The following is a 23,554-nucleotide window of genomic DNA, read 5'->3' as shown; positions in this document are numbered from 1 at the left end:
TTGAGCAGGAGGAGAACTATTTATTGAGCGAAATGATAACACAGACCTACACAATCATGCTGCCATTTCTGTTGGGCTACATTGTCTGGCTTCTTAAAAGACAAAAGAAGGAACGTGACGCAAACAGCAGGGGGACAATGCTCCTCCTGCGTGTACAGATGATGGAATACCATGATAAGTACATGGACATTGGCTATATACCATCTTATGCATACCAGAACTTCTGTGACATGTATATGGCCTACCATGAATTAGGCGGCAATGGAATGATTACTAAAATGTATGACGAAATACAGGAATTACATATAAGAAAGAAGATGAATAATAATGAAAAACAGAAATTGGATTGAATGGATGAAGAAAGCAGCTGTGCGGGCAGTAAAGACAATGGCCCAGACTGCAGCTGCCATGCTTCCGGCAGCAGTTACAATTGTACAGGTAGATTGGTTAACGGTAATCGGGACAGCCGCATTAGCGGGTGTTGCGTCAGTATTGACATCTCTTGCCGGATTACCGGAATTAAACACCGGGACTGAGGAAGAGGCCTTGTAGTTTCTTCTATTTAGAAGATATCAGATGGAAAGGACGTATATATGAAAAGATTAGTAATTGATGTAAGTTATGCGCAGGGAGAGATTAACTGGGAGCAGGTAAAAAGTGCAGGTATAGATGGTGTGATTATCCAGTGTGGATACGGAGATAATATGGAATCGCAGGATGATAAATACTGGAAACGCAACGCGGATGAATGCACAAGGCTGGGAATACCGTTTGGGGCATATTTGTACAGTTATGCAGTCAGCATGGCACAGGCGGAAAGTGAGGCACAGCATGTACTGAGATTGATAAAGGGGTACAAGCTATCATATCCTGTTTATCTGGATCTGGAGGAACCGGGGACACAGGCAGGAGCGGTGGAGCGTGCGAAACGGTTTGGGGATATGATAGAGTCAGCTGGATACTGGTGTGGTATTTACGCAAATTTGAACTGGTGGAATCAATATCTTCCCGGGCTGGATCGGTTTACCAAGTGGATTGCGCAGTATAACAGTACTTGTGATTATACTGGCAAAAATAAGGATATGTGGCAGTACAGCAGTACCGGACGGGTAGCAGGAATCAATGGAAACACAGATATGAATGAGTGCTACAGGGATTTTCCAAATGAAATTAGTGGAGGACTAAAGACCCAGCAGCACGGCACCAAACCGGATGGGAAACCAGAATTCAAACCGCAAAATGGGACAGGTACTGAAGAAAGGACGCATACTGTACAACGAGGTGAAACATTGAGCCAGATTGCGGCGAGATATGGAACGACGTATCAGCAGCTTGCAAAGATCAATAACATAGCCAATCCAGATTTAATTTACCCGGGCCAGATTCTTAAAATAAACGGTGTGGTGGCTTCATCAAAGTCATACACTGTTCAAAATGGTGACACATTGTCAGGCATTGCATCCAAGTATGGTACAAGCTATCAGCGACTCTCCCAGATTAATGGTATCAGTAATCCGGATCTGATTTTTCCGGGACAGATTATAAGAATCAGTTGAATATCCATCTCCGGGCAGTAAGAAAATATCAAAGAAAACCCGCATTTATGGACTATATCTTCACGAAAAATTATGATATACTTAATGAGTAGTTCACAACTTTGTAAGATACCTGTAGTACAATATACGAAAAGTAACTTACAAAGGGAAAATAGAAGAGGCAGCAGGTGATTTTATGAGCGGATTTAAAGATGTAGTGGGACATAAGAATATTATACAATATATAGGGAATGCAGTGAAGACGGACAAGGTTTCCCATGCATATATCCTAAATGGGGAAAAGGGGTCCGGCAAGAAACTGCTTGCCAGCCTGTTTGCTATGAGCCTGCAGTGTCAGGACAGGGAAGAAGACGGGGATGCGTGCGGCAAGTGCCAGTCCTGTAAGCAGACGGTTAATAATAACCAGCCTGACATTATCAAAGTGACACACGAGAAGCCGAGTACCATCAGTATTGATGATATCCGGGAACAGGTGAATAATGATATTGTGATCAAGCCTTACAGCAGCAGATACAAGATATATATCATTGCCGATGCGGATATGATGACTGTTCAGGCCCAGAATGCGCTCCTGAAGACAATTGAGGAACCGCCGGAGTATGCCGTGATCATGCTGCTGACGGAGAATGCTGAGACATTGCTGCCGACGATACGGTCCAGATGTGTAATGCTTAAGCTGCGTAACATTAAGGACCAGCTTGTGAAGAAGTATCTGATGGAGCAGATGGAGATACCAGATTATAAGGCGGATGTTTGTGTGGCATTTGCGCAGGGTAATATGGGCAAAGCCATTATGCTTGCTACGTCCGAACATTTTAATGAGATCAAGGAAGAGGCAGTTCATCTGCTGCGAAATATTAACGAGATGGATCTGAATGAACTGATCGATGCCGTGAAGAGATGTATGTCCTACAAGCTGGAGATTTCGGATTATCTGGATGTGATCGCGATATGGTACCGTGACGTGCTGATCTATAAGGCAACACGCAATGTGGACAGGGTGGTTTTTTCAGACCAGCTGAAGTATATCAAGGATCGTGCAAATAAGAGTTCCTATGAAGGGATTGAGATAATTTTAGATGCACTTGAGAAAGCAAAGTCAAGGCTTAAGGCAAATGTAAACTTTGAGCTGACGATGGAATTGCTTTTACTGACAATAAAGGAGAACTAATAGGATGACTAAAGTAATAGGTGTGAGATTCCGTACGGCCGGGAAGATTTATTTCTTTGCGCCGGGGAAGTTCGACATCAGGCAGGGTGATAATGTAATCGTAGAGACTGCGCGCGGCGTTGAGTTTGGACGTGTCGTTGCAGGGCCTAAGGAAGTAAAGGATGAAGAGGTGGTTCAGCCGCTGAAGTCTGTGATCAGGGTAGCTACTGAGCAGGACAGCAAAGTGGAGGAGAAGAACCGGGAAAAAGAAAAAGAGGCTTTCAAGATCTGCCTCGAGAAAATCCGCAAGCATGGGCTTGAGATGAAGCTGATAGATGCAGAATATACATTTGATAATAATAAGGTATTGTTTTATTTTACGGCTGACGGAAGAATCGATTTCAGAGAACTGGTAAAGGATTTGGCAGCGGTTTTCCGTACAAGGATTGAACTGAGGCAGATTGGTGTGAGGGATGAGACTAAGATCCGCGGGGGAATTGGCATCTGCGGAAGGCCCCTTTGCTGTAACACCTATCTTTCCGAATTTGCAGCAGTTTCGATTAAGATGGCGAAGGAACAGAACCTGTCCCTGAATCCGACGAAGATTTCCGGTGTATGCGGGCGCCTGATGTGCTGTCTGACGAATGAGGAAGAGACTTACGAGGAGCTTAACAGTCAGCTCCCGTCCCTTGGAGATACCGTCACAACAGCTGAGGGGCTTACCGGAACCGTACATTCACTGAGCGTGTTAAGAAAGCTGGTCAAGGTAATTGTAACTTTGGAGAATGATGAGAAGGAGATCCGGGAATATAAAGCGGAGGAACTGAAATTCAAGCCAAGGCGCAGGAAGGCCAAAGTATCCAGGGAAGAGATGAAGAAGCTTGCAGAACTTGAGAAAGGTGAAGGAGCATCGAAATTAGATGACAACTAAATTATATCCCGGGGAGCGGCTCGATGACCTGCAGCTGGACGGGTACGAGATCATTCAGAACCCGGAACGTTTTTGTTTCGGGATTGATGCGGTGCTGCTTTCTGATTTTATCAGAGTAAAAAAGGATGAGACTGTGCTAGATTTAGGAACCGGGACTGGTATCCTGCCAATCCTGATGGCGGCCAAGACATCCGGCAGCCATTTTACAGGGCTGGAGATACAGGCTGAGAGCGCAGACATGGCAAGGCGGAGTGTGATTCACAACCGGCTTGAAGATAAGATCGATATCGTAACAGGAGATATAAAAGAGGCGGCTGAGATACTGGGGCCGGCCTTTTTTGATGTAATCGTAACAAATCCACCATATATGCTGGATCAGCACGGACTTAAAAACCCACAGGATGCAAAAGCAATAGCCCGGCATGAAATTTTATGTACACTTGATGATATTTTGCGAGAGAGCGGGAAAATGCTGCGGGAAAGTAAGGGCAGATTTTACATGATACATAAGCCATTCCGGCTTGCAGAGATCATGGTGAAGATGAATCAGTATAAAATAGAACCAAAACGGCTGCAGTTTATTCACCCTTATGTGGATAAAGAACCAACAATGGTGATGATAGAGGGGATAAAAGGCGGTAAATCCCGGGTGACAGTAGAACCGCCGGTAATCATGTACAAAAAGGTACAGGGCAAAAGTTAATTTGGGACGTAGTAAACCTGAAAAAGATTACGTCCTCTAAGGAGGGTTTATGTCAGGAACTTTATACTTATGTGCGACTCCCATCGGAAATCTTGAGGATATGACGTTCCGTGTGATCCGCACGCTGAAAGAGGTGGATTTGATAGCTGCGGAGGATACCCGCAACAGTATTAAGCTGCTGAATCATTTTGAAATCCAGACGCCTATGACGAGTTATCATGAGTATAACAAGTTTGATAAGGGAAAAAAGCTTGTGGAAAAGCTGCAGGATGGGATGGATATTGCTTTGATAACTGACGCCGGGACGCCCGGGATATCTGATCCGGGGGAGGAACTGGTTAAGATGTGTTATGAGGCAGGAATTCCAGTGACATCACTTCCCGGTGCGGCGGCCTGCATTACGGCGCTCACTTTATCCGGCTTATCCACTCGGAGATTTGTATTTGAAGCGTTCCTTCCGACGGAAAAGAGGGAGCGGGCCTGGGTGTTGGAGGAGCTGGAGAGAGAATTCAGGACGATGATCCTGTATGAAGCTCCTCACAGGCTTGTGAAGACTCTGAAGCTGCTTCTTGAGCATTTAGGAAACCGGAGGGTAACTGTGTGCAGGGAGCTGACGAAGCGTCATGAAACGGCATTTGCAACGACCCTTGAAGAGGCAGCGGTTTATTATGAAAATAATGAACCTAAGGGGGAATGTGTGCTTGTTATTGAGGGCAGGAACCGAGAAGATGCCGTGCGGGAAGAGCGTGAAAAGTGGGAAGAGATGAGCGTTCAAGAACACATGGATGTATATCTGTCACAAGGCCTCAGTAAAAAAGATGCCATGAAAAAGGTGGCAAAAGACCGTGGTGTGCAGAAGAGGGAGATTTATAATTACCTCGAAGGCAGGGGGGAATAAAATTAGTAAGATTGTTAAAAATTTGTTGATATTCTAAGATTATTTTAGAAAAATATCACATTGACGTTTTGAACGAGTGAGTATAAAATAAAAACCAAGTTCAAAGTGAACCAAGCTGACAACGGTGTCGCGGATATCGCGGCACCTTTTTGCAAAATTTCGGATATGACATCAGTGCTGACGTCAGGTAAGATCTCAGGAATATGACATCAGGTAAGACATCGAGGATAGACAACAGGCAGGACATCTGGGACAGACATCAAGGATATGACAACAGGCAGGACATCTGGGACAGGCATCAGATAAGGCAACAGTTTTGACATCAGAGATCAGTATCATGTAAGGCAGCGGGGAGAGACATCATGTTCAGACAGGAAAGACATTTAAGAATCCGGAATTATAACATAGGACTTGGATTGAACTCATGTTAGGGCGTATTGCATAAGCTGCAATACGTCTTTTCATTTAAAGAAAAATATTTGAATGAAAGCATAGATATTTTTTAAAATAGCCACTTAAATGCAAATCTACAAAAATAAAAGTACATAAAAACAGCTGCCGCATACAATAAACTCTCAACAGGACATGATACAATGCAGATCAGGTAGTACCAATATTCTGTATAAAAAATTTAATATACGGCAGCTTTAAAAAAACTATTTTACTGACGTACTTCTGTAATTTCCCCTTCTTTCATAAAAACAATTTTTGTTCCGAGTGTAATTGCTTCATCATAATTATTTGTCACATAGAGCACAGTTATCCCCAAATCTTTATTGATTTTCTTGATATCTGCGATCATTTCCTGACGGCACTGTTCATTCTGCCTTGCGAAATCCTCATCAACAAGCAAGACTTTTGGATGGCATACAATAGCCCGTCCCAGGGCAACTTTTTGTTTTTCCGATTCAGAAATAGACCGGATTTTCTTGTCAATGATGCCCGAAATACCGAAGAAATCGGCAGCTATTTTAACGCGGGTATCAATGACTCCGCGGGGGAGGTTGCGCAGTCTGAGCCCCAATGCCATGTTATCGTAAACGTTAAAATGAGAATACAGTACATAATTCTGAAAAGCCATTGCAAGGCTCCTGTCTCTGGGGAGGATGTCATTAAGCAGTTCCTTTCCCAGATAAATTTCCCCGGTAGTGATATCCTCCAGTCCGCCTATCATGCGGAGTATCGTAGATTTACCACAGCCGCTTGGACCGTGGAATGTTACAAATTCACCATCTCCAATTTCAAGAGAAACATTTTTAACGGAAATAAATCCGTTGGGATAAGTTTTATTTAAATTCTTCAAAGTCACACTGGCCATAGAAACACCTCCGCTTTTTCTTAACACAATTTTAGCACATCCCATATGGCAATGCAAAGGGGTCAGACCCTTTTGCAGTTCATTTTCTGAATTGTATCTGAAAATTCGAAAAACGGAGCTCAAAAGGGTCAGACCCCTTTGAACATCATCCCCGCGAGGAGCACACTTGCGACGAGTCCTGCGAAGGTTGCGAGCAGTGCGCCGGGCAGGGTGTAGCGTGATTTTTTTATTTTGGCGGTCATGAAGTATACGCTCATGGTGTAAAATATGGTTTCTGTGCATGCCATTGAGATGGAGGCGATGAGTCCGAGGCGGGAGTCGGTGCCGTATTCTTTAAAGATGTCGAGAAGCAGCCCTGTTGCCGCGGAGGAGGAGAACATTTTTACAATGGTAAGGGGGACGAGCTCTCCGGGGAAGCCTATGTACGCGGTAAAATGGCCGATCAGGGAGGAGAGGAAGTCGAGGAAACCGGAGGCGCGCAGGATACCGACGGCGACCATGAGGCCGATCAGGGTGGGCATGATCTTTATGACTGTGAAGAACCCGCTTTTGGCTCCTTTGATGAAATTGTCGTATACGTTCGTTTTCATCAGGACTCCATAGGTGACGATGGCGAGTATGATAAAGGGAACAATAAAGTCTGTGATATAAAGAAAAAACTGCATGAAATACCTCGGCCGGTTATTTACTATTGCTTTATTTATATGCCTTTTTCTGAAAATCAATGTATAGAAATTACAGGAAATGCCTTCGTTTAGCATATCGTCTTTCTTTTTTTCATAAAATAAAGCAAAGATATCAGGGGAGTTCTTATGCCATCTCTATTTCCCAGACATATAAAGAAGCGGCTTCTTGCCGTTTGTCTTACTATCAGCATAGCAGGTACATTGCTGTTCACGGGGTGCAGCCAGAAGTCCGGCGCCAATCAGAATAAAACATTCCAGTCATTTACAAATGAAGTATTCTGCCAGGAGGTTTCCTCGAATTCGATCAGCCTCCATTATTCCCTGAAGGATCCGGAAAAGTACGGGATCAGGGAGGACCCGGTAACATTCGGAAGCTTTTCGGCAGATTCAAAAGCTGCTGAGGCTTCTTACGAGAACCTGAAAGCTGCTTTGAACCAGTTTTCTTATGACAGCCTGTCTGTGGAAAACCAACTGACTTATGATGTTCTGGATTATTATCTACAAATGGCCCAGAAAAATGCAAATTATCTTTTATATGAGGAGCCTCTGGGACTGGTCAGCGGAATCCAGACGCAGCTTCCGGTACTGCTGTCGGAATATCAGTTCTACAGTGAGGAAGATATTGATACATATCTGGAACTCATGCAGACCACTCCCGATTATTTCGATTCTCTGATTGCATTTGAGAAGGAAAAATCAAAAGCCGGATTGTTTATGGCGGATTATGCGGCTGACACGGTTATTGCCCAGTGCACAGCCTTTATGGAAATGGGGGAGAGTAATTATCTGATTTCTACTTTTGTGGACCGCCTCAAGGAACTGAATATTTCAAGTGCACAGCAGAGCAGTTATATTAAGAAAAATGCCCAGATGCTTCAGAGCTATGTCCTGCCGGCATACAGCCGACTGGTTTCGGCAGTGCAGAGCCTTAAGGGAACCGGAAAAAATGAAGAGGGACTCTGCCACCTGCCTGATGGAAAAAACTATTATGAGCAGATTGTGGAAGAAGCGACCGGGTCGGGCAGGACAGTACCGGAGCTGGAAGATCTGACAAGACGGCAGATCATATCAGATCTGGAGGCTATGGAAGAAGTTCTCCAGATTGCAGGGAATGAAGCGAAAGAAACGGCTGCTATGGAGGATAACAACCCAGTTACGATTCTGAATGAACTGGAATCGAAGACAGGGAAGTCATTCCCGGAGCATCCTGAGACTGTGACTCAGGTAAAATATGTCCCGAAAGCAATGGAAGAACATTTAAGCCCGGCTTTCTATATGATACCGGCAATCGATAACACGAAAGAAAATGTGATTTATGTCAATCAGTCACAGATGAGCAATAACCTTACATTATATACAACTCTTGCCCACGAGGGTTACCCGGGACACCTGTACCAGACTGTTTACTATGCAGGAACAGACCCGGACCCATTAAGGAGTATCTTCAACTTTGGCGGATATGTAGAGGGATGGGCAACCTATGCAGAGATGTGCAGTTATTATCTTTCTTCGCTGAGTAAGGAGCAGGCCACACTGCTGCAGAAAAACAGTTCGATTATTCTCGGATTATATGCACTTGCCGATATGGGAATCCATTATGAAGGATGGAGTAAGATTGACACCATTGCCTTTTTTAAAAACTATGGAATCAAAGACAGTAAAGTGATTGAACGGATTTATGAACTGATCATCGGCTCACCGGGAAACTATCTAAAATACTATATCGGATATGTGGAATTTCTGGAATTGAAGAAGGAATGGGCAAAACAAAAGGGCAATGATTTTTCACAAAAAGAATTCCACGAGGCGGTGCTCTCTGTCGGGCCTGCACCATTTACACTCGTGGAAGAATATATGGGGAAACTGACGAACCATTAATGTAAAATATGGTAGAACGCATACTGGTTCTTTCCGTTTTGCTTAGATAAATAAAGAGCTTCATCACCGTGCTTGAACAGTTCCTTAAAAGAATTGCCGTCCTCCGGGAAAAAGGCGACTCCGACGCTTGCGCTTATATGCGGAATCTCTTCTCCGGCAGAGTCATTGATATTACCGACATCTTCAAGAAATCTGGAAATACGCTGCCGGATGATCTCCGGATCAATGCAGTCAGGAAGAAAGACGATAAACTCATCCCCGCCGAGCCGTCCGATAATATCCGTTGAACGAAAGGAATGCTTCAGTGCAGATGCAATCTCCTTGAGCACCCGGTCTCCACAGTCATGCCCTTTGGAATCATTGACCAGCTTAAAATTATCAATATCAATGACAAGGAGGGCACCTTTCGAACCATTCTGAGCAGTAAATGCCGTGATCTTTCTTTCACAGAAACCACGGTTCCACAGGCCGGTCATCTTGTCTGTATCTCTCTGGATTGCCAGAATATTATTGGACATAACCTGCTTCATATTCAGGTAGTTAGACTGATGAGAAGTCAGGATACTGATCAGGAAAAATATAACGGTATTAATGATATCGTAAGATGCAACATACGGAACTTTAAAGTATCTCGTCATAATACAGAATATAAGGGAAAACACACTCATAAAGAAACACATTCGCGACGGAAGATCGATCATAAATAGAGGCAGAACGACCAAAAACACAATAAATGTGACAGCGTTCATATCAGGCTGTGCTATAGTGCCGAGATAAACTGCGGCAGACATAATGACCGAATATGTGATATAAAAAGCAATAGGAATGGCATGTATATGTTTCTTTAGAAATGTTTTAGTAAGTATATTCAAAATTAAGGATGCAAGAAATAGCGTAATGTATGCTCCCGTAGCGGTTAGAAATTCTTCAATTACCAGTGAAATAACAATCAGAGGAATTCCTGCAATTGTCCCCAGCATGGATATAAGACGCAGGGACTTTAAATTTTTATCAGCAATGTCTTCATAATATGTATGATAATTTTCAACATAAAAATTACTATATGGAATCATAACAGGTACCTCGAATCATGAAGTTATTTTGAGTCTATTGTAACATAAAAATCACAGAAATATTACATTAATCTTAAAAAAATCAAAGGAGGAAGAAATGCTGAATTATTTGTGGGCAGCCATGATCATAATAGGAGTCGTATTCGGCGCTTTTAACGGCAAAATGCCGGATATCACCAATGCCGCTCTGGATTCTGCGAAAGAGGGTGTAACATTGTGTATTACTATGATGGGTGTTATGTCATTCTGGGTAGGGATGATGGAGATCGCGACAAGAGCGGGAATTATAGAAATGGCATCGAAAAAAATGAGACCGCTGATCCGGTTTCTGTTTCCGGATATACCAGAAGGACATAAGGCGAATGAGTATATAACAACAAACTTTATTGCCAATTTCCTTGGGCTGGGCTGGGCGGCGACACCGGCCGGGCTGCAGGGCATGAGTGCACTTGCAGAACTCGAAAAGGAGAGGCGGCAGAAGGGGATTAATACAGTAAAACCGGGAGTGGCTTCGGATGAGATGTGCACGTTTCTAATCATGAATATCTCATCGCTGCAATTGATACCAGTGAATGTGATAGCTTATAGGAGTCAGTACGGATCTGTGAACCCGGCGGGGATCGTCGGCGCGGGGATACTGGCGACGGCGGCGAGCACGATGGTGGCTATGGTCTATTGCAAGATGAAGGCGAAAAGGCGGAGGGCCTGAAAGGGTCCTCCGAACTCTAAGCGGGACATTATCCGTATACATGATTTATCAAACACACTCTGGTTTGATGTTAAGTAATGTGTTATGATGAAGAAAAATCGGACACGCGCTTAAACAAAAGGAATAGATTATCATGATGACAACGACAGAAAAACAAAATGTGATTGAAGAAGACATTCATGCCATTTATCTGGGAAATTTGAATACCGTAGAATTTAACCTCGATCTTCCAACTAAGGGGAAGAATGGGAGCGTCATTACATGGGAATCTTCTCATGAAGGTATTTTGCAGCCGGATGGAACCGTAAGAAGACCTGCATATGGAATGGGGAACCGGAAAATTGAATTAACGGCAACATTTACATATGGGGAGGTCTGCAAAACACAAGTCTATGATATTACAGTATTGGAAGAAGTGAAGAAAGACACCATTCAAAAGGTATATCCATTGAAAGTAAGGGTGAACAAAGGAAAGGAATATATGCTTCCAGCGTACACTGTGGTGGATACGGAGGATGGAGACACGATTGTAAAAGAAGTCCAATGGGATGAGAACCGGATGCATTTATTTGAGTATGGTGGTACATACTTTTTTTCTGGAAAAGTTAAGGACACGAAAGAAGCTGTTACACTGGAAGTTCAGGTTCTTGAGGAATCCAAGGCAGACATTTGCAATAAAGAAAAGAAGGCCATCAGTATCAGTGATACAGAAGATGCAGGGAATCTGATACTATTGGAAGGTTCGCCTTATTATGAGGCACAACAGAACATGCATACGTATTTAAAAAAGCAAGATTTAGACCAGTTTCTCTATAGTTTCCGGGAGGCAGCAGGACTTCCTGTCAGACAGGCAAAACCAATGAGGGGATGGGATTCTCCAGAGGGTTTGTTAAGAGGGCATACGACAGGGCATTTTTTGACTGCATTGGCACTGGCTTACCATAGTACAGGTGAAGAGTGTTTTAAGGAAAAAGCAGACTATCTGGTAGAGGAACTGCAAAAATGTCAGGAAGCTTTTGGCCGGTTAGAAGGATACCAGAAAGGATTTTTAAGTGCATATTCTCAGGAACAGTTTGATTTATTGGAGCAATATGTTACATATCCCAAAATCTGGGCGCCTTATTATACCATGCACAAAATTTTAGCAGGACTCATAGACAGCTATCGTTTTACCCGGAACGAAACCGCACTGAAGGTGGCAGAAGGATTAGGAGACTGGATTACAGCGCGATTAAAAAAACTACACCCGGAACAACTGGAAAAGATGTGGAGCATTTATATAGCAGGAGAGTTTGGGGGAATTAATGAAAGCCTGATCTGGCTATACGAATATACAGGGAAAACAGAATATATAGAAACAGCACGTCTGTTTGATAATGAAAAGCTGTTACTGCCATTAGAAAATCATATCGATGCCTTAAGTGGTATACACGCCAACCAACACATTCCGCAAATCATTGGAATGCTGAAGCGTTTTGATGCGACGAAAGAGGCCCCTGATTATGAAAGGGCTGCATTCTTTTGGGACGTTGTAACACGTTTCCATTCGTATTCCATTGGTGGCGTTGGGGAAGCAGAGATGTTTCATGCCAGAAACCGGATTGGGGGATTGCTTACAGACAGTACGGCAGAAAGCTGTGCCTCCTATAATATGCTGAAACTGACGAAGATGCTCTATGAATATGAACCAAGGGCAGATTATATGGATTACTATGAACGAACGGTGCTCAATCATATCGTGCCGGGTCTGGACAAGAAAAAAACAGGTGAAAGTACCTATTTTTTCCCGTTAAAGGCCGGGGCGAAAAGGGAGTTCCTTTTTGAAAATTCCTGCTGTCATGGAACCGGAATGGAAAGTCATTCTAAATATTTAGACAGTGCTTATTTTTATGGGGATGAGACCCTTTATATCAATCAGTTTATTCCATCTAAAATCTTATGGGATAAGGGTGGATATGAAATTGTACAGTACGGTGAAAGTAATCATCCGGAAAAGATTGTATTGGAGATTTCCCGCTTGTCAAAGGAATCTGCGAGGCCTATAATAAAAAGAGTAAAACTTCGCAAACCAGACTGGTGTCAGGGTGAAGTGAAACTAAAAGTAAACCAGGAGATACAAGTGGCAGAAGAGCAAGAGGGATATATTGTGGCAGATCTTTGTTTTGAACAGGGAACTGTGGGATTGGAACTGGAGTATCCCTGTGGACTGCATATTAGGACGACGCCAGATGTTCCGGAATTAACGACGCTTTTTTATGGCCCTTATGTACTGGCAGCAGTTACGGATGAGCTGGAGCATATCCATGTAAAGAAAGGGGACAAACCATTAGAAACGTTGTGGAAAAGGGATGGTGAAGAGTTGGTTTTTCACTGTCAGGGATATTCGTTTATACCACTTTATCAAATTGACGAACAATCTTATCAGGTATATTTCGTCATGGAGTATTAGTATTACTTAAGTCAGAATATAGGAGGCAGTCATGGACGCAAAATTCTATAAGGAAAACAGATCTGCATTATACCGAAATTTAAAACCATCCTCAATGGTACTTATTTTTAGTGGGGAGGAGCTTCGAAAAACGAATGATGAAGATTACCCATTCTTTGCAAACAGAAATTTTGTTTATTTGACAGGAGTGGAACAAAAGGAAAGCATTCTTTGGGGACAGGTCACAGAAACAGGTGACATAAAAGAAACCTTGTTTCTTCTCCCACCAGATAAGATGAAAGAAAGATGGACTGGAAGGAGATTGACAATGCCAGAGGCAGAAGCAGTCTCAGGTGTTGCAGACTACGCCTTTTTGGAAGCATTTCAGCCAATGTTAGAGCAGACACTTTCGCAAAGACAGGTGGATACTGTCTATTTGGATATTGATGAAAGCACCATTGGTGGAAATGTCAGATATCCGGCCCGGAGCATTCAATCTTATATTGAAGAAACATATCCGGACATTAAAATTGACAGTGCAAGAGCAATCTTAAAGACCTTAAGAACGATCAAAAAACCTTGCGAAATTGAAGCGCTGAAGAAGGCAGAGGAAATCACAAGAGAAGGTATCCTTGCAATGATGGAACATTCAAAACCAGGGATGTATGAATACCAGTATAAAGCATATTATGATTTTGTATTAGCACAGCATGGACTTTTAGAGCCAGGATTTCCTTCGATTATTTCCGGTGGAAAGAACAATTTCTGTATTCATTATTATAGTTATATGGGGCAGGTGTGTGATGGAGATATGGTTTTAAATGACGTAGGAGTCAACTATGACCATGTGACTACGGATGTTTCCCGCGGATGGCCCTGTAATGGGAAATATTCAGACAAACAAAAGCTGTTATACGAATGTGCATACAATACTTCAGAGTATATGTTCAGAACCGTAAAACCAGGTATTCCAGCTATGGATATTGATAAGATGATAAAAAGCTATAACTGCCGGCAGCTAATGGAAGCAGGAGTTTTGGATAATGCGGATGACATAGACACTTATATGTGGCATGGCGGTGCACATCATATTGGGTTTGATGTGCATGACGTGGTTGATGTAAAAGGCAGGCTGACAGAACCGGGCATGGTATTCTGCATTGATGTGGGTATCTATCATGAAGAATGGGGAATTGGTTTCAGGCTGGAAGATAATTGTCTGGTTACAGAAGACGGCTGTGTAAATTTATCCGCAAATATACCGAGAAGATGGCAGGATATTGAAGAAATCATGAAATAGTGTGGTAATGCCACATAGGAGGAGCAAAGATGAACAACGTACAGAAATTATTAACGTATATGGAAAAAGAAAACCTGGAGGCATTTTACATAAGCAGTCCTGCAAACGTAAGATACATCAGTGGATACACAGGGGATGATTCATACCTTGTTATTACTAAAAACAAAAAATATTTTATAACCGATCCAAGATATACAGAACAGGCTGCTGAGGAATGCCCGGATTATCAGATTTATAATTGGCGTACTCCCGGGAAAACCATTGGTGATGCTCTGGGTAATATTATAAGCACAGAGCATATTAAAAATGTGGGGTTTGAATCAGATAAGGTAACCTTTCAGGACTATAAAGAAATGGAAGATAAGGCAAAGGCAGAACTCGTTCCTACCGTAGATGTGATAGAAACATTCCGTGCAATTAAATCAGAAGAAGAAATTGCATGTCTGCGTATATCCTGTGACATTGCTTCCAGGGCATTTGAGAAAATCATCAAAGATATTCGCGTTGGTGTAACAGAAAAAGAACTGGCATCGAAATTGTCACACTATATGGTGATGGAAGGTGCTGATACAAAACCTTACGGTGGAATTCTGATTTCAGGGGCAAGAACTTCTTTACTGCATGGGATTCCTTCTTCAAAAGCACTGGAATATGGAGACTTTGTATTGATGGATTACGGCTGCCAGTACAAAGGCTATTTATCAGATATGACAAGAACAGTTGTATTAGGGAAGGCAACAGCAAAGCAGAGAGAGGTTTATGGACTGGAGCAGCAGATGGTAGAAGATTTTGAAGCCATCTTAAGACCCGGAACAACTGGAAAAGAAACCTATGAAGCATCTTTAAAAGCCATCAGAGGAACAGAGTACGAGCAGTATAACTATGGTGGCATCGGACATGGAGTAGGTGTATTCGTACATGAGATTCCGTTCCTGGGTTCGAATTCTACAGCAGTACTTGAAAAAGGAAACGTTGTGACAGTTGAACCCGGACTATATATCCCGGGCTGGGGCGGAGTCCGGATTGAAGATCAGGTACTGATTACAGAAGATGGATATGAGAACCTCATTAGTGCGACAAAAGAATTAATTGAACTATAAAAATAATCCGTGGAAAGCTTTCATGCATTCCACGGATTTTTACGTCAAAGATGGTACCATCAGATTACACAAGATGGCATGCTACATAATGTCCCGGAGTCATTTCGCGAAGTTCAGGCTGCTCTTTGTGACAACGTTCTGTTGCATATTGGCACCGCTCCACGAACCGGCAGCACTCCGGCGGGTTAATAGGACTTGGAATCTCGCCCTTAATCGGAATACGCTGGCTCGCTTTTGCCCTATCAGGATCTGCCTCTGGAATGGCGGAAATCAGCGCTTTTGTGTAAGGATGCATAGTGTTGCCGTAAAGCTCCTCCGTCTCAGCAGTCTCGACCACTGTTCCCAGATACATAACAACTACGCGGTCTGAAATATATTTTACTACACTCAAATCGTGGGCAATGAACATGTAGGTCAGTCCACGTTTCTCCTGAAGCTCCTTCAGCATGTTAATAACCTGTGCCTGTACAGACACGTCAAGGGCTGAAATCGGCTCGTCACAGATAATAAAGTCCGGCTCTACGGAAAGTGCTCTGGCAATACCGATACGTTGTCTCTGTCCGCCCGAGAACTCATGAGGGAAACGGGACATATGATCCTTATTAAGGCCTACCGTTTCAAGAAGCGTTTTTACACGCTCCTCCAGTTCTTTTCTGGGTGTTCCATGCTGCTTTAAACCTTCTCCTACGATCTCCTTAACTGTCATACGGGAATTAAGCGACGCATAGGGGTTCTGGAAGATCATCTGTACTTTTTGGCAGAACTGCTTCTGCTCCTCTTTGGAAAGCTTTGTAATATCTTTGCCATCGTAAATCACTTCCCCGGCTGTAGGCTCGTAGAGACGAATCATACAGCGGCCAAGGGTGGATTTACCACAGCCAGACTCTCCAACGACACCTACTGTCTCACCTTTAAAGACATCAAAGGAAACATGGTCTACTGCCTTTAGATAAGCCTTTTTCCCGACTTTAAAGTACTTACATACATCCCTTACCTGCACGAGAGGCTGTTTTTCATTATTATTCATCCGTCTTCACCTCTCCTTCCTCAAGTATTGCTGCGTTTGCTTTCTTCATGTCCGTATCAGGAGCAAATTCATGCTGGAGCCAGCAATTTGTAATATGCTCATCTGTTATATGGTAGCAGCCTGGCGGATTGTCTTTACATACATCCATAGCGTATTCGCAACGGGCTGCAAATGGACATCCCTTCGGGGGGAAGAATAAATCAGGGGGTGTACCATCGATAGGGGTCAGTTTTGCTCCTTTTGCTGTATCCAGCTTCGCAATGGAGCCCATCAGGCCCTTTGTGTATGGATGAGCTGTATCATAAAATATTTCCTGTACGGTACCTTTTTCGACAACCTTGCCGCCATACATAACTACCACCCGGTCACACATACGTGCGATAACGCCCAGGTCATGTGTAATAATAATAATCGACGTTCCAAGTTTTTCTCTCAGTTCAAGAAGCAGATCAAGGATCTGTGCCTCAATGGTTACATCCAGAGAAGTAGTTGGCTCATCGCAGATAACAATGTCCGGGCGGCTCACAAGGGCAATGGCAATCATAACACGCTGCTTCATACCACCTGACAATTCGTGGGGGTACTGTTTATATCGCTTCTCTACATCTGAAATACCAACCAGCTTCATAATCTCAAGGGCTTTTTCCTTCACTTCTTTCTTTGTTACATCAGTGCGCCCTAAAAATACTTCTTCAATCTGTGCGCCAATCTTCATGGTTGGATTCAGGGATGTCATAGGATCCTGGAATACAAACCCGATATCCTGCCCCCGGAGCTTACGCAGCTCTTTCTTTGTCATTTTCAAAACATCTTTACCGTGAACAAGTACCTCGCCGCCCTCGAAAAATCCCGGCGGTTCCGGGTTCAGTCTCATAATGCACTGGGCTGTAACACTTTTTCCGCAGCCAGACTCACCCACAATTCCAAGTATCTCTCCCTTCCTTACTTCAAAGCTTACGTCACGCACAGCTTTTACTTCGCCGCCGTATGTATGGAAGGAATATACTACATTTTTCAGTTCTAGTATCTTTTCTCGTTCGGTCATTTCTACGACTCCTCCTATTCTGTTCCGCGCAGTCTTGGGTCGACTGCGTCACGCAGGCCGTTACCGAGAAGGTTCAAAGCCAGCATGGTCGTACATACAAAAAATGCCGGTATCAGCACCTGATGCGGTGAATAGCGCAGGTACTGAATTCCTTCTTTGCAGATAACTCCCCAGCTACAGTCAGGCGGTGTAATACCAAGTCCGATGTAACTTAGAAAGGCTTCCTGGAAAATAGCTCCCGGGATTGCCATACACAGGTTTGTTACGAGCATTCCAAGAATATTTGGAATCATATGCTTAATAATAATCTTAAAGTCCGGTACACCGAGTACTCTGGCAGCAAGGACAAAATCCTGCTCCTTAATACGATATACCTCGCCACGTACAAAGCGGCATGTCCCAATCCATCCAACGACACACATGGCTACGATCAGCGGTGTAATACCTTTACCAAGTACCATCATAACAAGGATGGTGATAATTAGACTGGGAATTCCGTATAAAAGGTCTACAATACGCATCACAATCATATCCAGCTTACCGCCGTAATATCCGCAAAGTCCGCCGATTACAGCACCTACACACATATTTACAACTGCTGCAATCAGGCCGATACTAAGAGATACACGCGCTCCCATCCAGATACGCACCCAAAGGTCGCGTCCTGTAGAGTCTGTGCCGAGCCAATGAGCGCTGGAGATAAATGCGCTTCTTGCATTGATATCCATCTGGGATTGTGTGTACTGGCTGAACATCGGTGCGAAAATAGCCAGCAATGCATAAAGCACAACAATGCAAAGTCCGATAAATGCACTCCGGTTCTTCCGAAGGCGTCTCCATGCATCCTGCCAGAAGGAGAGGGATGGCCTGCTGATGTTTTCCATGCGGGTGGTGTCTTTCCCGCGTATTATAAAAGCTTCTTTATTTAATTCTGCCATTTCTCTCACCTACCTTTCGCCAATGCGTACACGCGGATCTGCCACGCCGTACAGAATATCTACAACCAGATTACACAAAATCAAAAATACACCGTAGAAAATCGTCATACCCAATACCATAGAATAGTCGTTGTTTGACACACTTTCTACGTAATATTTTCCCATTCCGGGAATGGCGAAAATAGCTTCGATAACAAAGGTTCCGGTAAGCACTGATGCTACCGTTGGTCCCATTACAGTCATAACAGGCATGATTGCATTTCGTATTTGATGCTTACATGTGATTCTCAATTCAGACACACCTTTTGAGCGGGCCGTCTTAATATAATCCTGCTGGGAAACTTCCAGCATACTTGCCCTCATGATACGGGAAACCGAGGCCAATGTGTAAAACGCCAGCGCGCACGCAGGCAAAATCGTATATTTTATGCCGTTATACTGTGCTACAGGCAAGAGCCCCCACTTAATACCAAATCCATACTGTAGTATAGCTCCCATAATAAAGTCGGGGATACTGGTTCCCAGAACCGCTATGATAACACAGACAAAATCCAGCTTATTTCCTCTGTTTCTTGCCGAAATAATTCCAAGCACGAGTCCCATTGACAACGCCAGCACAAGTGCGCGGATTCCCAGGTCCGCGGAGAACGGGAATGTCTCACCAATAATCGTGTTAACTGTTTTGTTAGTAAATTTCATCGAATAGCCCAAATCACCCTGAAACAGATTCTTCATATATGTACCGTACTGTACAATAAGTGGCTTATCAAATCCGTAATAGCTCTCCAGATTTGCCCGCACCTCAGCGGTCATCTTTGGATTCTGAAATGGGTCTCCGGGCATCAGACGAATCAGAAAAAAGACGGCGGTAATCAGCACCCACATCGTCAGGACTGCAGCTATCACACGCTTTAATATGTACTTCCGCATGCGTAATCCTCCTTGTATACGAATAAATTCGCCGCCCGGTATCCCCGGGCAGCGATAAAATTTTATAATGGTATGCGATTACTGAATATCTGCATATACCCAATCAATATTAACACTGCAGTAGAAGAACTTAACGTTCTTTACATCTTCATCAAGAAGGTAATGAACATCTCTCTCTGCCTGAGGCAGGAATGCTGCCTCGTCTATGATAATCTGCTCTGCTTCATGAAGCAGATCCATACGTGCGGCTGCATCTGTCTCTGTCTGGGAAGCAGCCAGAAGTTCATCCACTTTGTCATTTTTGAAGCGGCTGTAGTTGTAGGAACTGTCTGATTTGAAAAGCTCAAGGTAGCTGTATGGATCATCGTAATCACTTCCCCAGCCGCCCCATGCGATCTCATAATCGCCGCTCTGCTGACGCTTTAATGTTTCTGCGTATGTAACCTGATTGATTTCAACATTGATACCAAGGACATCGCTCCACATTTCCTGGCAAACCTCAGCCTGCTTCTTAGCAGAATCAGCATCTGTTGTTGTAATTGTAACTGTAATGTCAGATGCGTTTGATTTGCCAAGCTCTGTTAATGCAGTGGCTAAATACTCTTTTGCTTTATCTTTATCGCCATCAAGAGGATAGGATTCCAGATTGGATTCTTCGCCGTACGTGCTATTAGCTCCTGATAATCCGCTGAATACAAGAGCGTTACTTGGTACATGTACACCGTTGTTAGCCAATGTGTTAAATGAATTTCTGTCCAGTGCATAGTTCAGTGCCAGACGGAAGTTCTTATTTGCTATCGGGGAACCCGTTGATTCATCGCAGTTGAAGTAGTAATAATCTACATTACCATTACGGAATGTATTATCCTTGCCTTCATAGGTTGGTACTGCTGCGGAAGGAATCTCAGAATAATCCAGGTCTCCTGACTCGTACATTGCAAGGGCCGTCTCCTGATTCTGTACATAGCTCAGCTCTGCACGGTCAAGTTTAATAGAATCTTTGTCCCAGTAATTTTCATTTGGCTCAAATATCCATTTCTGGTTCTTGGCACTTGTCAGTACGTAAGGACCTGAGTAAATATTCTTCTCGGCATCAGCAGCGAATTCTGCGCCGTACTTTTCAACGATATCCTGACGAAGAGGCGCGAACTGTGGCTGTGCGCCGATCATACTCAGGAAATATGCTGTCGGATGTTCCAGCGTTACTTCAAATGTCACATCATCCACAGCAGCAACTCCAAGTTCAGAAGGCTCCATCTTACCAGTCTCAACTGCAAGACCATTCTTAATGTACTCACCAATGAATGCATACGGTGCGGCTGTGTCGGGATCCAGCAGTCTCTGCCAGCTATATACGAAATCACCTGCTTTGATCTGCTCTCCATCACTCCACTTTGCATCTGGATTCAGGTTGAATGTGTAAACAAGACCATCATCAGAAACGGTCCAGTCTGATGCAACACCTGGTGTTACCTCGCCGCCAGTATTTCTAACGAGGCCCTCCGTAATGGCATGCTGAATCTCACAATCAGGGATACAGTTAGTCTTTGACGGGTCCAGAGTCGTTGGCTCTGTTCTTGAGGAATAACGAAATACCTTTTCTCCAGACTCAGAACTGGAATCCTCCTGCTTGTTTGTCTTTGGTGTTGAGCAGCCGGCTAACATGCCGATTGCCATTGTCGCAGCAAGCAGTGCTGCTAAAACTCTCTTTTTCATAAGATCTCCTCTCTTTCTGCCTATACTTTTATAAGCTTGGGTGTAGCACTTAACAGGTCCTTATATTTTCCATATAATTCCCTGGTTCTACCGTAAAGATATATATCCTGAATGATTTTTGGAACTCCGGATAATGGATATATTATATCATAATTAGTGACAACAGAAAAGAGAATTTCCACTTGTATTTCCATAGTCTTATCCTCGTTTTATGCCAGATATTGAATTTTTATAATAACATGAAATTGTTTTGCACATATCTGTATAGCATATTATGGGAAAAGATTAAAATATGGATATTTTGCGGATATAAATATAAAAATGCGGTTGTTTTTTGGAGTGTTAGATGTTATATTAAAAATAATCAGATAAACAATATAAGTCCATCCACAAGCCGCTTTTTATTCAAAGAAAGGATGTATGTCTATGACGATTCAGGAAATGAAGGAACGAAAGAAGGAACTGGGTTATACATATGCCCAGATTTCAGAATTATCAGGTGTCCCGCTCGGGACTGTACAGAAGGTTTTTAACGGTGCCACGTCCTCCCCGCGTTATGAGACGCTTCAGGCGTTAGAGAGACTGCTGGGCAGTTCAGGGGATGCATATATCCGTGAGGCACAGAGCACTTATGCTATGAAACAGCAGGGGGAATATACTCTGGAGGATTATTATGAGATTCCAGATGACATCAGGGTGGAACTTATCGACGGAGTTTTCTACAACATGACCGCTCCCACCTCCCCGCACCAGTTGATTGCCGGATTTATTTATGCAAAACTGCTTGGTCATGTCATGGATAATAAAGGGACATGTCTTCCGATGATTTCACCGCTAGATATCCAGCTGGACTGCGACGATAAGACGATGGTCCAGCCGGATGTTATTATCGTATGTGACAGGGATAAGATCATTAACAGATGTGTTTATGGCGCGCCTGATTTTGTAATTGAAGTACTTTCCAAATCCACCAGAAAAAAGGACATGGTCACTAAGCTGAATAAGTATATGAATGCCGGGGTAAGGGAGTACTGGATGATTGACCCGATCAATAAAAAGGTAATCGTATATGATTTTGAACATGAGGAATATCCTGTTATTTATGGTTTTGATGCGAAGATACCGGTGCAGATATGGGACGGGGAATGCGTTATTGATTTTCAGGAAGTGTATGAACATATCAGGTTCCTTTATGAAAGGAAATGATGTGGGAAGCGAGAACGGAGCAGCAGATATATGTATAATTTTGACAGATCTAACAAAAAGCCTTTAGGCGACCAGATTGAAGACAGGTTAATGCAGTACATTTTAAATGAACCGGTAAATGTCGGACAGAGGTTACCGAATGAATTTGAACTTGCCGGGATGTTTGGTGTAGGCAGGAGCACCATCCGTGAAGCGGTGAAAGGGCTTGTATCAAGAGGTATTCTGGAAGTGAGGCAGGGAGCCGGTACATATGTGATTAGCACGATCTCCCAGCGGGAAGACCCACTTGGTTTGGACCAGATAGAGGATAAGTATGAGCTTGCCCTGCAGCTTTTTGAAGTTCGTTTGATGATAGAACCGGAAATCGCCGGACTTGCCTGTAAGAATGCCACGGACGGGGAATTAAAAACGTTAAAACGGCTGTGTGAAGAAACCGAAAGACTCTATGTGAGTGGAACAGAACATATTAACAAAGATATAGAATTCCATACCTGCATTGCAAGATGCAGTAAGAATCAGGTGGTCGAGCTTCTGGTTCCGGTTATTAATACGGCAGTGCTGACTTTTGCGAACGTCACCCACCGCCTTTTGATGGAGGAGACAATAAAAACACACCGGGCGATTACAGAAGCTATTCTGAACAGAGACTCTGTAGGCGCAAAGTGTGCGATGATTACGCATCTGACTTATAACCGTCAGGCAATCATGAAACTGCTGGAGGAACGGAATTAGAAAAATACATCAGATGTATTTGGGGCTGGAATGACATTTAATAAAAACATATAGGAAAAATGTACAGAACAAGCGGGAATATTGTTACGTATGCCCGCTTGTTTTTGTGCGTTAAGTGGAAATAGGAATAAATACATCAGATGTATTGCGGTTTTTAAGTTAAATATTATAATGAAATTACAAAAACATAAGACGTCATATGTTATAGAGCAAAGAGAAATAAGGAATGT

General features: G+C 43.3%; 23 protein-coding genes. 14 read left to right on the top strand and 9 right to left on the bottom strand.

The genetic code is table 11. The features are described from left to right. The first annotated feature begins 23 nt into the window (after positions 1 to 23). From DWX43_RS22720 to rsmI, 7 genes are all read left to right on the top strand, one after another. Complete coding sequence (locus tag DWX43_RS22720) at positions 24 to 350, top strand: hypothetical protein (RefSeq protein WP_330582310.1); 327 nt, start codon at positions 24 to 26, stop codon at positions 348 to 350. Continuing rightward, on the top strand, positions 328 to 552 hold the full coding sequence (locus tag DWX43_RS22715; protein WP_118621988.1) for a holin: 225 nt from the start codon (positions 328 to 330) through the stop codon (positions 550 to 552). The genes DWX43_RS22720 and DWX43_RS22715 overlap by 23 nt, the downstream gene beginning before the upstream one ends. Before the next feature lie 41 nt (positions 553 to 593). Next, positions 594 to 1,556, top strand: a complete 963-nt coding sequence (locus tag DWX43_RS22710; RefSeq protein ID WP_118621986.1) for a LysM peptidoglycan-binding domain-containing protein — start codon at positions 594 to 596, stop codon at positions 1,554 to 1,556. Between the two features lie 175 nt (positions 1,557 to 1,731). Beyond that, positions 1,732 to 2,727: a DNA polymerase III subunit delta' gene (holB, locus tag DWX43_RS22705; RefSeq protein WP_109733883.1), complete on the top strand. Its 996-nt coding sequence runs from the start codon at positions 1,732 to 1,734 to the stop codon at positions 2,725 to 2,727. Between the two features lie 4 nt (positions 2,728 to 2,731). Next, a complete protein-coding gene (locus DWX43_RS22700; protein ID WP_109733882.1) occupies positions 2,732 to 3,637 on the top strand; it encodes a stage 0 sporulation family protein in 906 nt (301 codons plus the stop codon). Continuing rightward, on the top strand, positions 3,627 to 4,340 hold the full coding sequence (locus tag DWX43_RS22695) for a tRNA1(Val) (adenine(37)-N6)-methyltransferase (protein ID WP_109733881.1): 714 nt from the start codon (positions 3,627 to 3,629) through the stop codon (positions 4,338 to 4,340). The genes DWX43_RS22700 and DWX43_RS22695 overlap by 11 nt, the downstream gene beginning before the upstream one ends. Before the next feature lie 49 nt (positions 4,341 to 4,389). Beyond that, a complete protein-coding gene (gene rsmI / locus DWX43_RS22690; protein ID WP_109733880.1) occupies positions 4,390 to 5,238 on the top strand; it encodes a 16S rRNA (cytidine(1402)-2'-O)-methyltransferase in 849 nt (282 codons plus the stop codon). Between the two features lie 661 nt (positions 5,239 to 5,899). Here the strand turns inward: rsmI and DWX43_RS22685 are convergent. After that, on the bottom strand, positions 5,900 to 6,556 hold the full coding sequence (locus DWX43_RS22685; protein WP_118621984.1) for an ABC transporter ATP-binding protein: 657 nt from the start codon (positions 6,554 to 6,556) through the stop codon (positions 5,900 to 5,902). Positions 6,557 to 6,684: 128 nt separating this feature from the next. After that, entirely contained in the window at positions 6,685 to 7,221 is a 537-nt protein-coding gene (locus tag DWX43_RS22680; RefSeq protein ID WP_109733898.1) for a nucleoside recognition domain-containing protein, read from the bottom strand. 147 nt (positions 7,222 to 7,368) lie between these two features. Here DWX43_RS22680 and DWX43_RS22675 point away from each other — a divergent pair, with 147 nt between their 5' ends. Then, positions 7,369 to 9,120 carry a DUF885 domain-containing protein gene (locus DWX43_RS22675; protein WP_118621982.1) on the top strand — a complete coding sequence of 584 codons (1,752 nt, stop codon included), beginning with the start codon at positions 7,369 to 7,371 and terminating at the stop codon, positions 9,118 to 9,120. Here DWX43_RS22675 and DWX43_RS22670 read toward each other — a convergent pair. Next, the gene (locus tag DWX43_RS22670; protein ID WP_109733877.1) at positions 9,117 to 10,193 is read right to left on the bottom strand and encodes a GGDEF domain-containing protein; all 1,077 of its coding nucleotides are present in this window, start codon (positions 10,191 to 10,193) and stop codon (positions 9,117 to 9,119) included. The two genes, DWX43_RS22675 and DWX43_RS22670, sit on opposite strands and share 4 nt — an antisense overlap. A 97-nt stretch (positions 10,194 to 10,290) precedes the next feature. On the opposite strand from DWX43_RS22670, the gene DWX43_RS22665 reads away from it, so the two are divergent. From DWX43_RS22665 to DWX43_RS22650, 4 genes are all read left to right on the top strand, one after another. Continuing rightward, positions 10,291 to 10,902 carry a nucleoside recognition domain-containing protein gene (locus tag DWX43_RS22665; RefSeq protein ID WP_118621980.1) on the top strand — a complete coding sequence of 204 codons (612 nt, stop codon included), beginning with the start codon at positions 10,291 to 10,293 and terminating at the stop codon, positions 10,900 to 10,902. Positions 10,903 to 11,035: 133 nt separating this feature from the next. After that, complete coding sequence (locus DWX43_RS22660; RefSeq protein WP_118621978.1) at positions 11,036 to 13,351, top strand: beta-L-arabinofuranosidase domain-containing protein; 2,316 nt, start codon at positions 11,036 to 11,038, stop codon at positions 13,349 to 13,351. 31 nt (positions 13,352 to 13,382) lie between these two features. Continuing rightward, on the top strand, positions 13,383 to 14,630 hold the full coding sequence (locus DWX43_RS22655) for an aminopeptidase P N-terminal domain-containing protein (RefSeq protein WP_118621976.1): 1,248 nt from the start codon (positions 13,383 to 13,385) through the stop codon (positions 14,628 to 14,630). Between the two features lie 29 nt (positions 14,631 to 14,659). Beyond that, positions 14,660 to 15,730 (top strand): Xaa-Pro peptidase family protein, encoded by a 1,071-nt coding sequence (locus DWX43_RS22650; protein ID WP_118621974.1) that lies wholly within the window; start codon positions 14,660 to 14,662, stop codon positions 15,728 to 15,730. Positions 15,731 to 15,794: 64 nt separating this feature from the next. Here the strand turns inward: DWX43_RS22650 and DWX43_RS22645 are convergent, their stop codons facing one another. The 6 genes from DWX43_RS22645 to DWX43_RS27110 form a co-directional block, all read right to left on the bottom strand. Then, entirely contained in the window at positions 15,795 to 16,757 is a 963-nt protein-coding gene (locus DWX43_RS22645; protein ID WP_109733872.1) for an ABC transporter ATP-binding protein, read from the bottom strand. Continuing rightward, entirely contained in the window at positions 16,750 to 17,802 is a 1,053-nt protein-coding gene (locus DWX43_RS22640; protein ID WP_109733871.1) for an ABC transporter ATP-binding protein, read from the bottom strand. The genes DWX43_RS22645 and DWX43_RS22640 overlap by 8 nt, the downstream gene beginning before the upstream one ends. A gap of 14 nt (positions 17,803 to 17,816) precedes the next feature. Next, positions 17,817 to 18,740: an ABC transporter permease gene (locus DWX43_RS22635; protein ID WP_109733870.1), complete on the bottom strand. Its 924-nt coding sequence runs from the start codon at positions 18,738 to 18,740 to the stop codon at positions 17,817 to 17,819. Between the two features lie 9 nt (positions 18,741 to 18,749). After that, positions 18,750 to 19,670, bottom strand: a complete 921-nt coding sequence (locus DWX43_RS22630; RefSeq protein WP_109733869.1) for an ABC transporter permease — start codon at positions 19,668 to 19,670, stop codon at positions 18,750 to 18,752. 78 nt (positions 19,671 to 19,748) lie between these two features. Further along, the gene (locus DWX43_RS22625; RefSeq protein ID WP_109733868.1) at positions 19,749 to 21,386 is read right to left on the bottom strand and encodes a peptide ABC transporter substrate-binding protein; all 1,638 of its coding nucleotides are present in this window, start codon (positions 21,384 to 21,386) and stop codon (positions 19,749 to 19,751) included. Between the two features lie 20 nt (positions 21,387 to 21,406). Beyond that, complete coding sequence (locus DWX43_RS27110; RefSeq protein WP_181368869.1) at positions 21,407 to 21,580, bottom strand: hypothetical protein; 174 nt, start codon at positions 21,578 to 21,580, stop codon at positions 21,407 to 21,409. 232 nt (positions 21,581 to 21,812) lie between these two features. Between DWX43_RS27110 and DWX43_RS22620 the strand changes: the two genes are divergently transcribed. Together DWX43_RS22620 and DWX43_RS22615 are read left to right on the top strand one after the other, a co-directional pair. Next, the gene (locus DWX43_RS22620) at positions 21,813 to 22,592 is read left to right on the top strand and encodes a Uma2 family endonuclease (RefSeq protein ID WP_118621972.1); all 780 of its coding nucleotides are present in this window, start codon (positions 21,813 to 21,815) and stop codon (positions 22,590 to 22,592) included. A 30-nt stretch (positions 22,593 to 22,622) separates the two neighbouring features. Beyond that, positions 22,623 to 23,324: a FadR/GntR family transcriptional regulator gene (locus DWX43_RS22615; RefSeq protein WP_118621970.1), complete on the top strand. Its 702-nt coding sequence runs from the start codon at positions 22,623 to 22,625 to the stop codon at positions 23,322 to 23,324. Positions 23,325 to 23,554 lie beyond the last annotated feature (230 nt).

It is taken from the genome of Clostridium sp. AF19-22AC, assembly GCF_003479085.1.
GTDB lineage: Bacteria > Bacillota > Clostridia > Lachnospirales > Lachnospiraceae > Faecalicatena_A > Faecalicatena_A orotica.
This window is presented reverse-complemented; position numbering and strand designations above follow the sequence as displayed.

Coding starts and splice junctions, on each gene's coding strand:
- DWX43_RS22715 (WP_118621988.1), top strand. CDS start 328: ATGAAAAACAGAAATTGGATTGAATGGATGAAGAAAGCAGCTGTGCGG.
- DWX43_RS22710 (WP_118621986.1), top strand. CDS start 594: ATGAAAAGATTAGTAATTGATGTAAGTTATGCGCAGGGAGAGATTAAC.
- holB (WP_109733883.1), top strand. CDS start 1,732: ATGAGCGGATTTAAAGATGTAGTGGGACATAAGAATATTATACAATAT.
- DWX43_RS22700 (WP_109733882.1), top strand. CDS start 2,732: ATGACTAAAGTAATAGGTGTGAGATTCCGTACGGCCGGGAAGATTTAT.
- DWX43_RS22695 (WP_109733881.1), top strand. CDS start 3,627: ATGACAACTAAATTATATCCCGGGGAGCGGCTCGATGACCTGCAGCTG.
- rsmI (WP_109733880.1), top strand. CDS start 4,390: ATGTCAGGAACTTTATACTTATGTGCGACTCCCATCGGAAATCTTGAG.
- DWX43_RS22685 (WP_118621984.1), bottom strand. CDS start 6,556: ATGGCCAGTGTGACTTTGAAGAATTTAAATAAAACTTATCCCAACGGA.
- DWX43_RS22680 (WP_109733898.1), bottom strand. CDS start 7,221: ATGCAGTTTTTTCTTTATATCACAGACTTTATTGTTCCCTTTATCATA.
- DWX43_RS22675 (WP_118621982.1), top strand. CDS start 7,369: ATGCCATCTCTATTTCCCAGACATATAAAGAAGCGGCTTCTTGCCGTT.
- DWX43_RS22670 (WP_109733877.1), bottom strand. CDS start 10,193: ATGATTCCATATAGTAATTTTTATGTTGAAAATTATCATACATATTAT.
- DWX43_RS22665 (WP_118621980.1), top strand. CDS start 10,291: ATGCTGAATTATTTGTGGGCAGCCATGATCATAATAGGAGTCGTATTC.
- DWX43_RS22660 (WP_118621978.1), top strand. CDS start 11,036: ATGATGACAACGACAGAAAAACAAAATGTGATTGAAGAAGACATTCAT.
- DWX43_RS22655 (WP_118621976.1), top strand. CDS start 13,383: ATGGACGCAAAATTCTATAAGGAAAACAGATCTGCATTATACCGAAAT.
- DWX43_RS22650 (WP_118621974.1), top strand. CDS start 14,660: ATGAACAACGTACAGAAATTATTAACGTATATGGAAAAAGAAAACCTG.
- DWX43_RS22645 (WP_109733872.1), bottom strand. CDS start 16,757: ATGAATAATAATGAAAAACAGCCTCTCGTGCAGGTAAGGGATGTATGT.
- DWX43_RS22640 (WP_109733871.1), bottom strand. CDS start 17,802: ATGACCGAACGAGAAAAGATACTAGAACTGAAAAATGTAGTATATTCC.
- DWX43_RS22635 (WP_109733870.1), bottom strand. CDS start 18,740: ATGGCAGAATTAAATAAAGAAGCTTTTATAATACGCGGGAAAGACACC.
- DWX43_RS22630 (WP_109733869.1), bottom strand. CDS start 19,670: ATGCGGAAGTACATATTAAAGCGTGTGATAGCTGCAGTCCTGACGATG.
- DWX43_RS22625 (WP_109733868.1), bottom strand. CDS start 21,386: ATGAAAAAGAGAGTTTTAGCAGCACTGCTTGCTGCGACAATGGCAATC.
- DWX43_RS27110 (WP_181368869.1), bottom strand. CDS start 21,580: ATGGAAATACAAGTGGAAATTCTCTTTTCTGTTGTCACTAATTATGAT.
- DWX43_RS22620 (WP_118621972.1), top strand. CDS start 21,813: ATGACGATTCAGGAAATGAAGGAACGAAAGAAGGAACTGGGTTATACA.
- DWX43_RS22615 (WP_118621970.1), top strand. CDS start 22,623: ATGTATAATTTTGACAGATCTAACAAAAAGCCTTTAGGCGACCAGATT.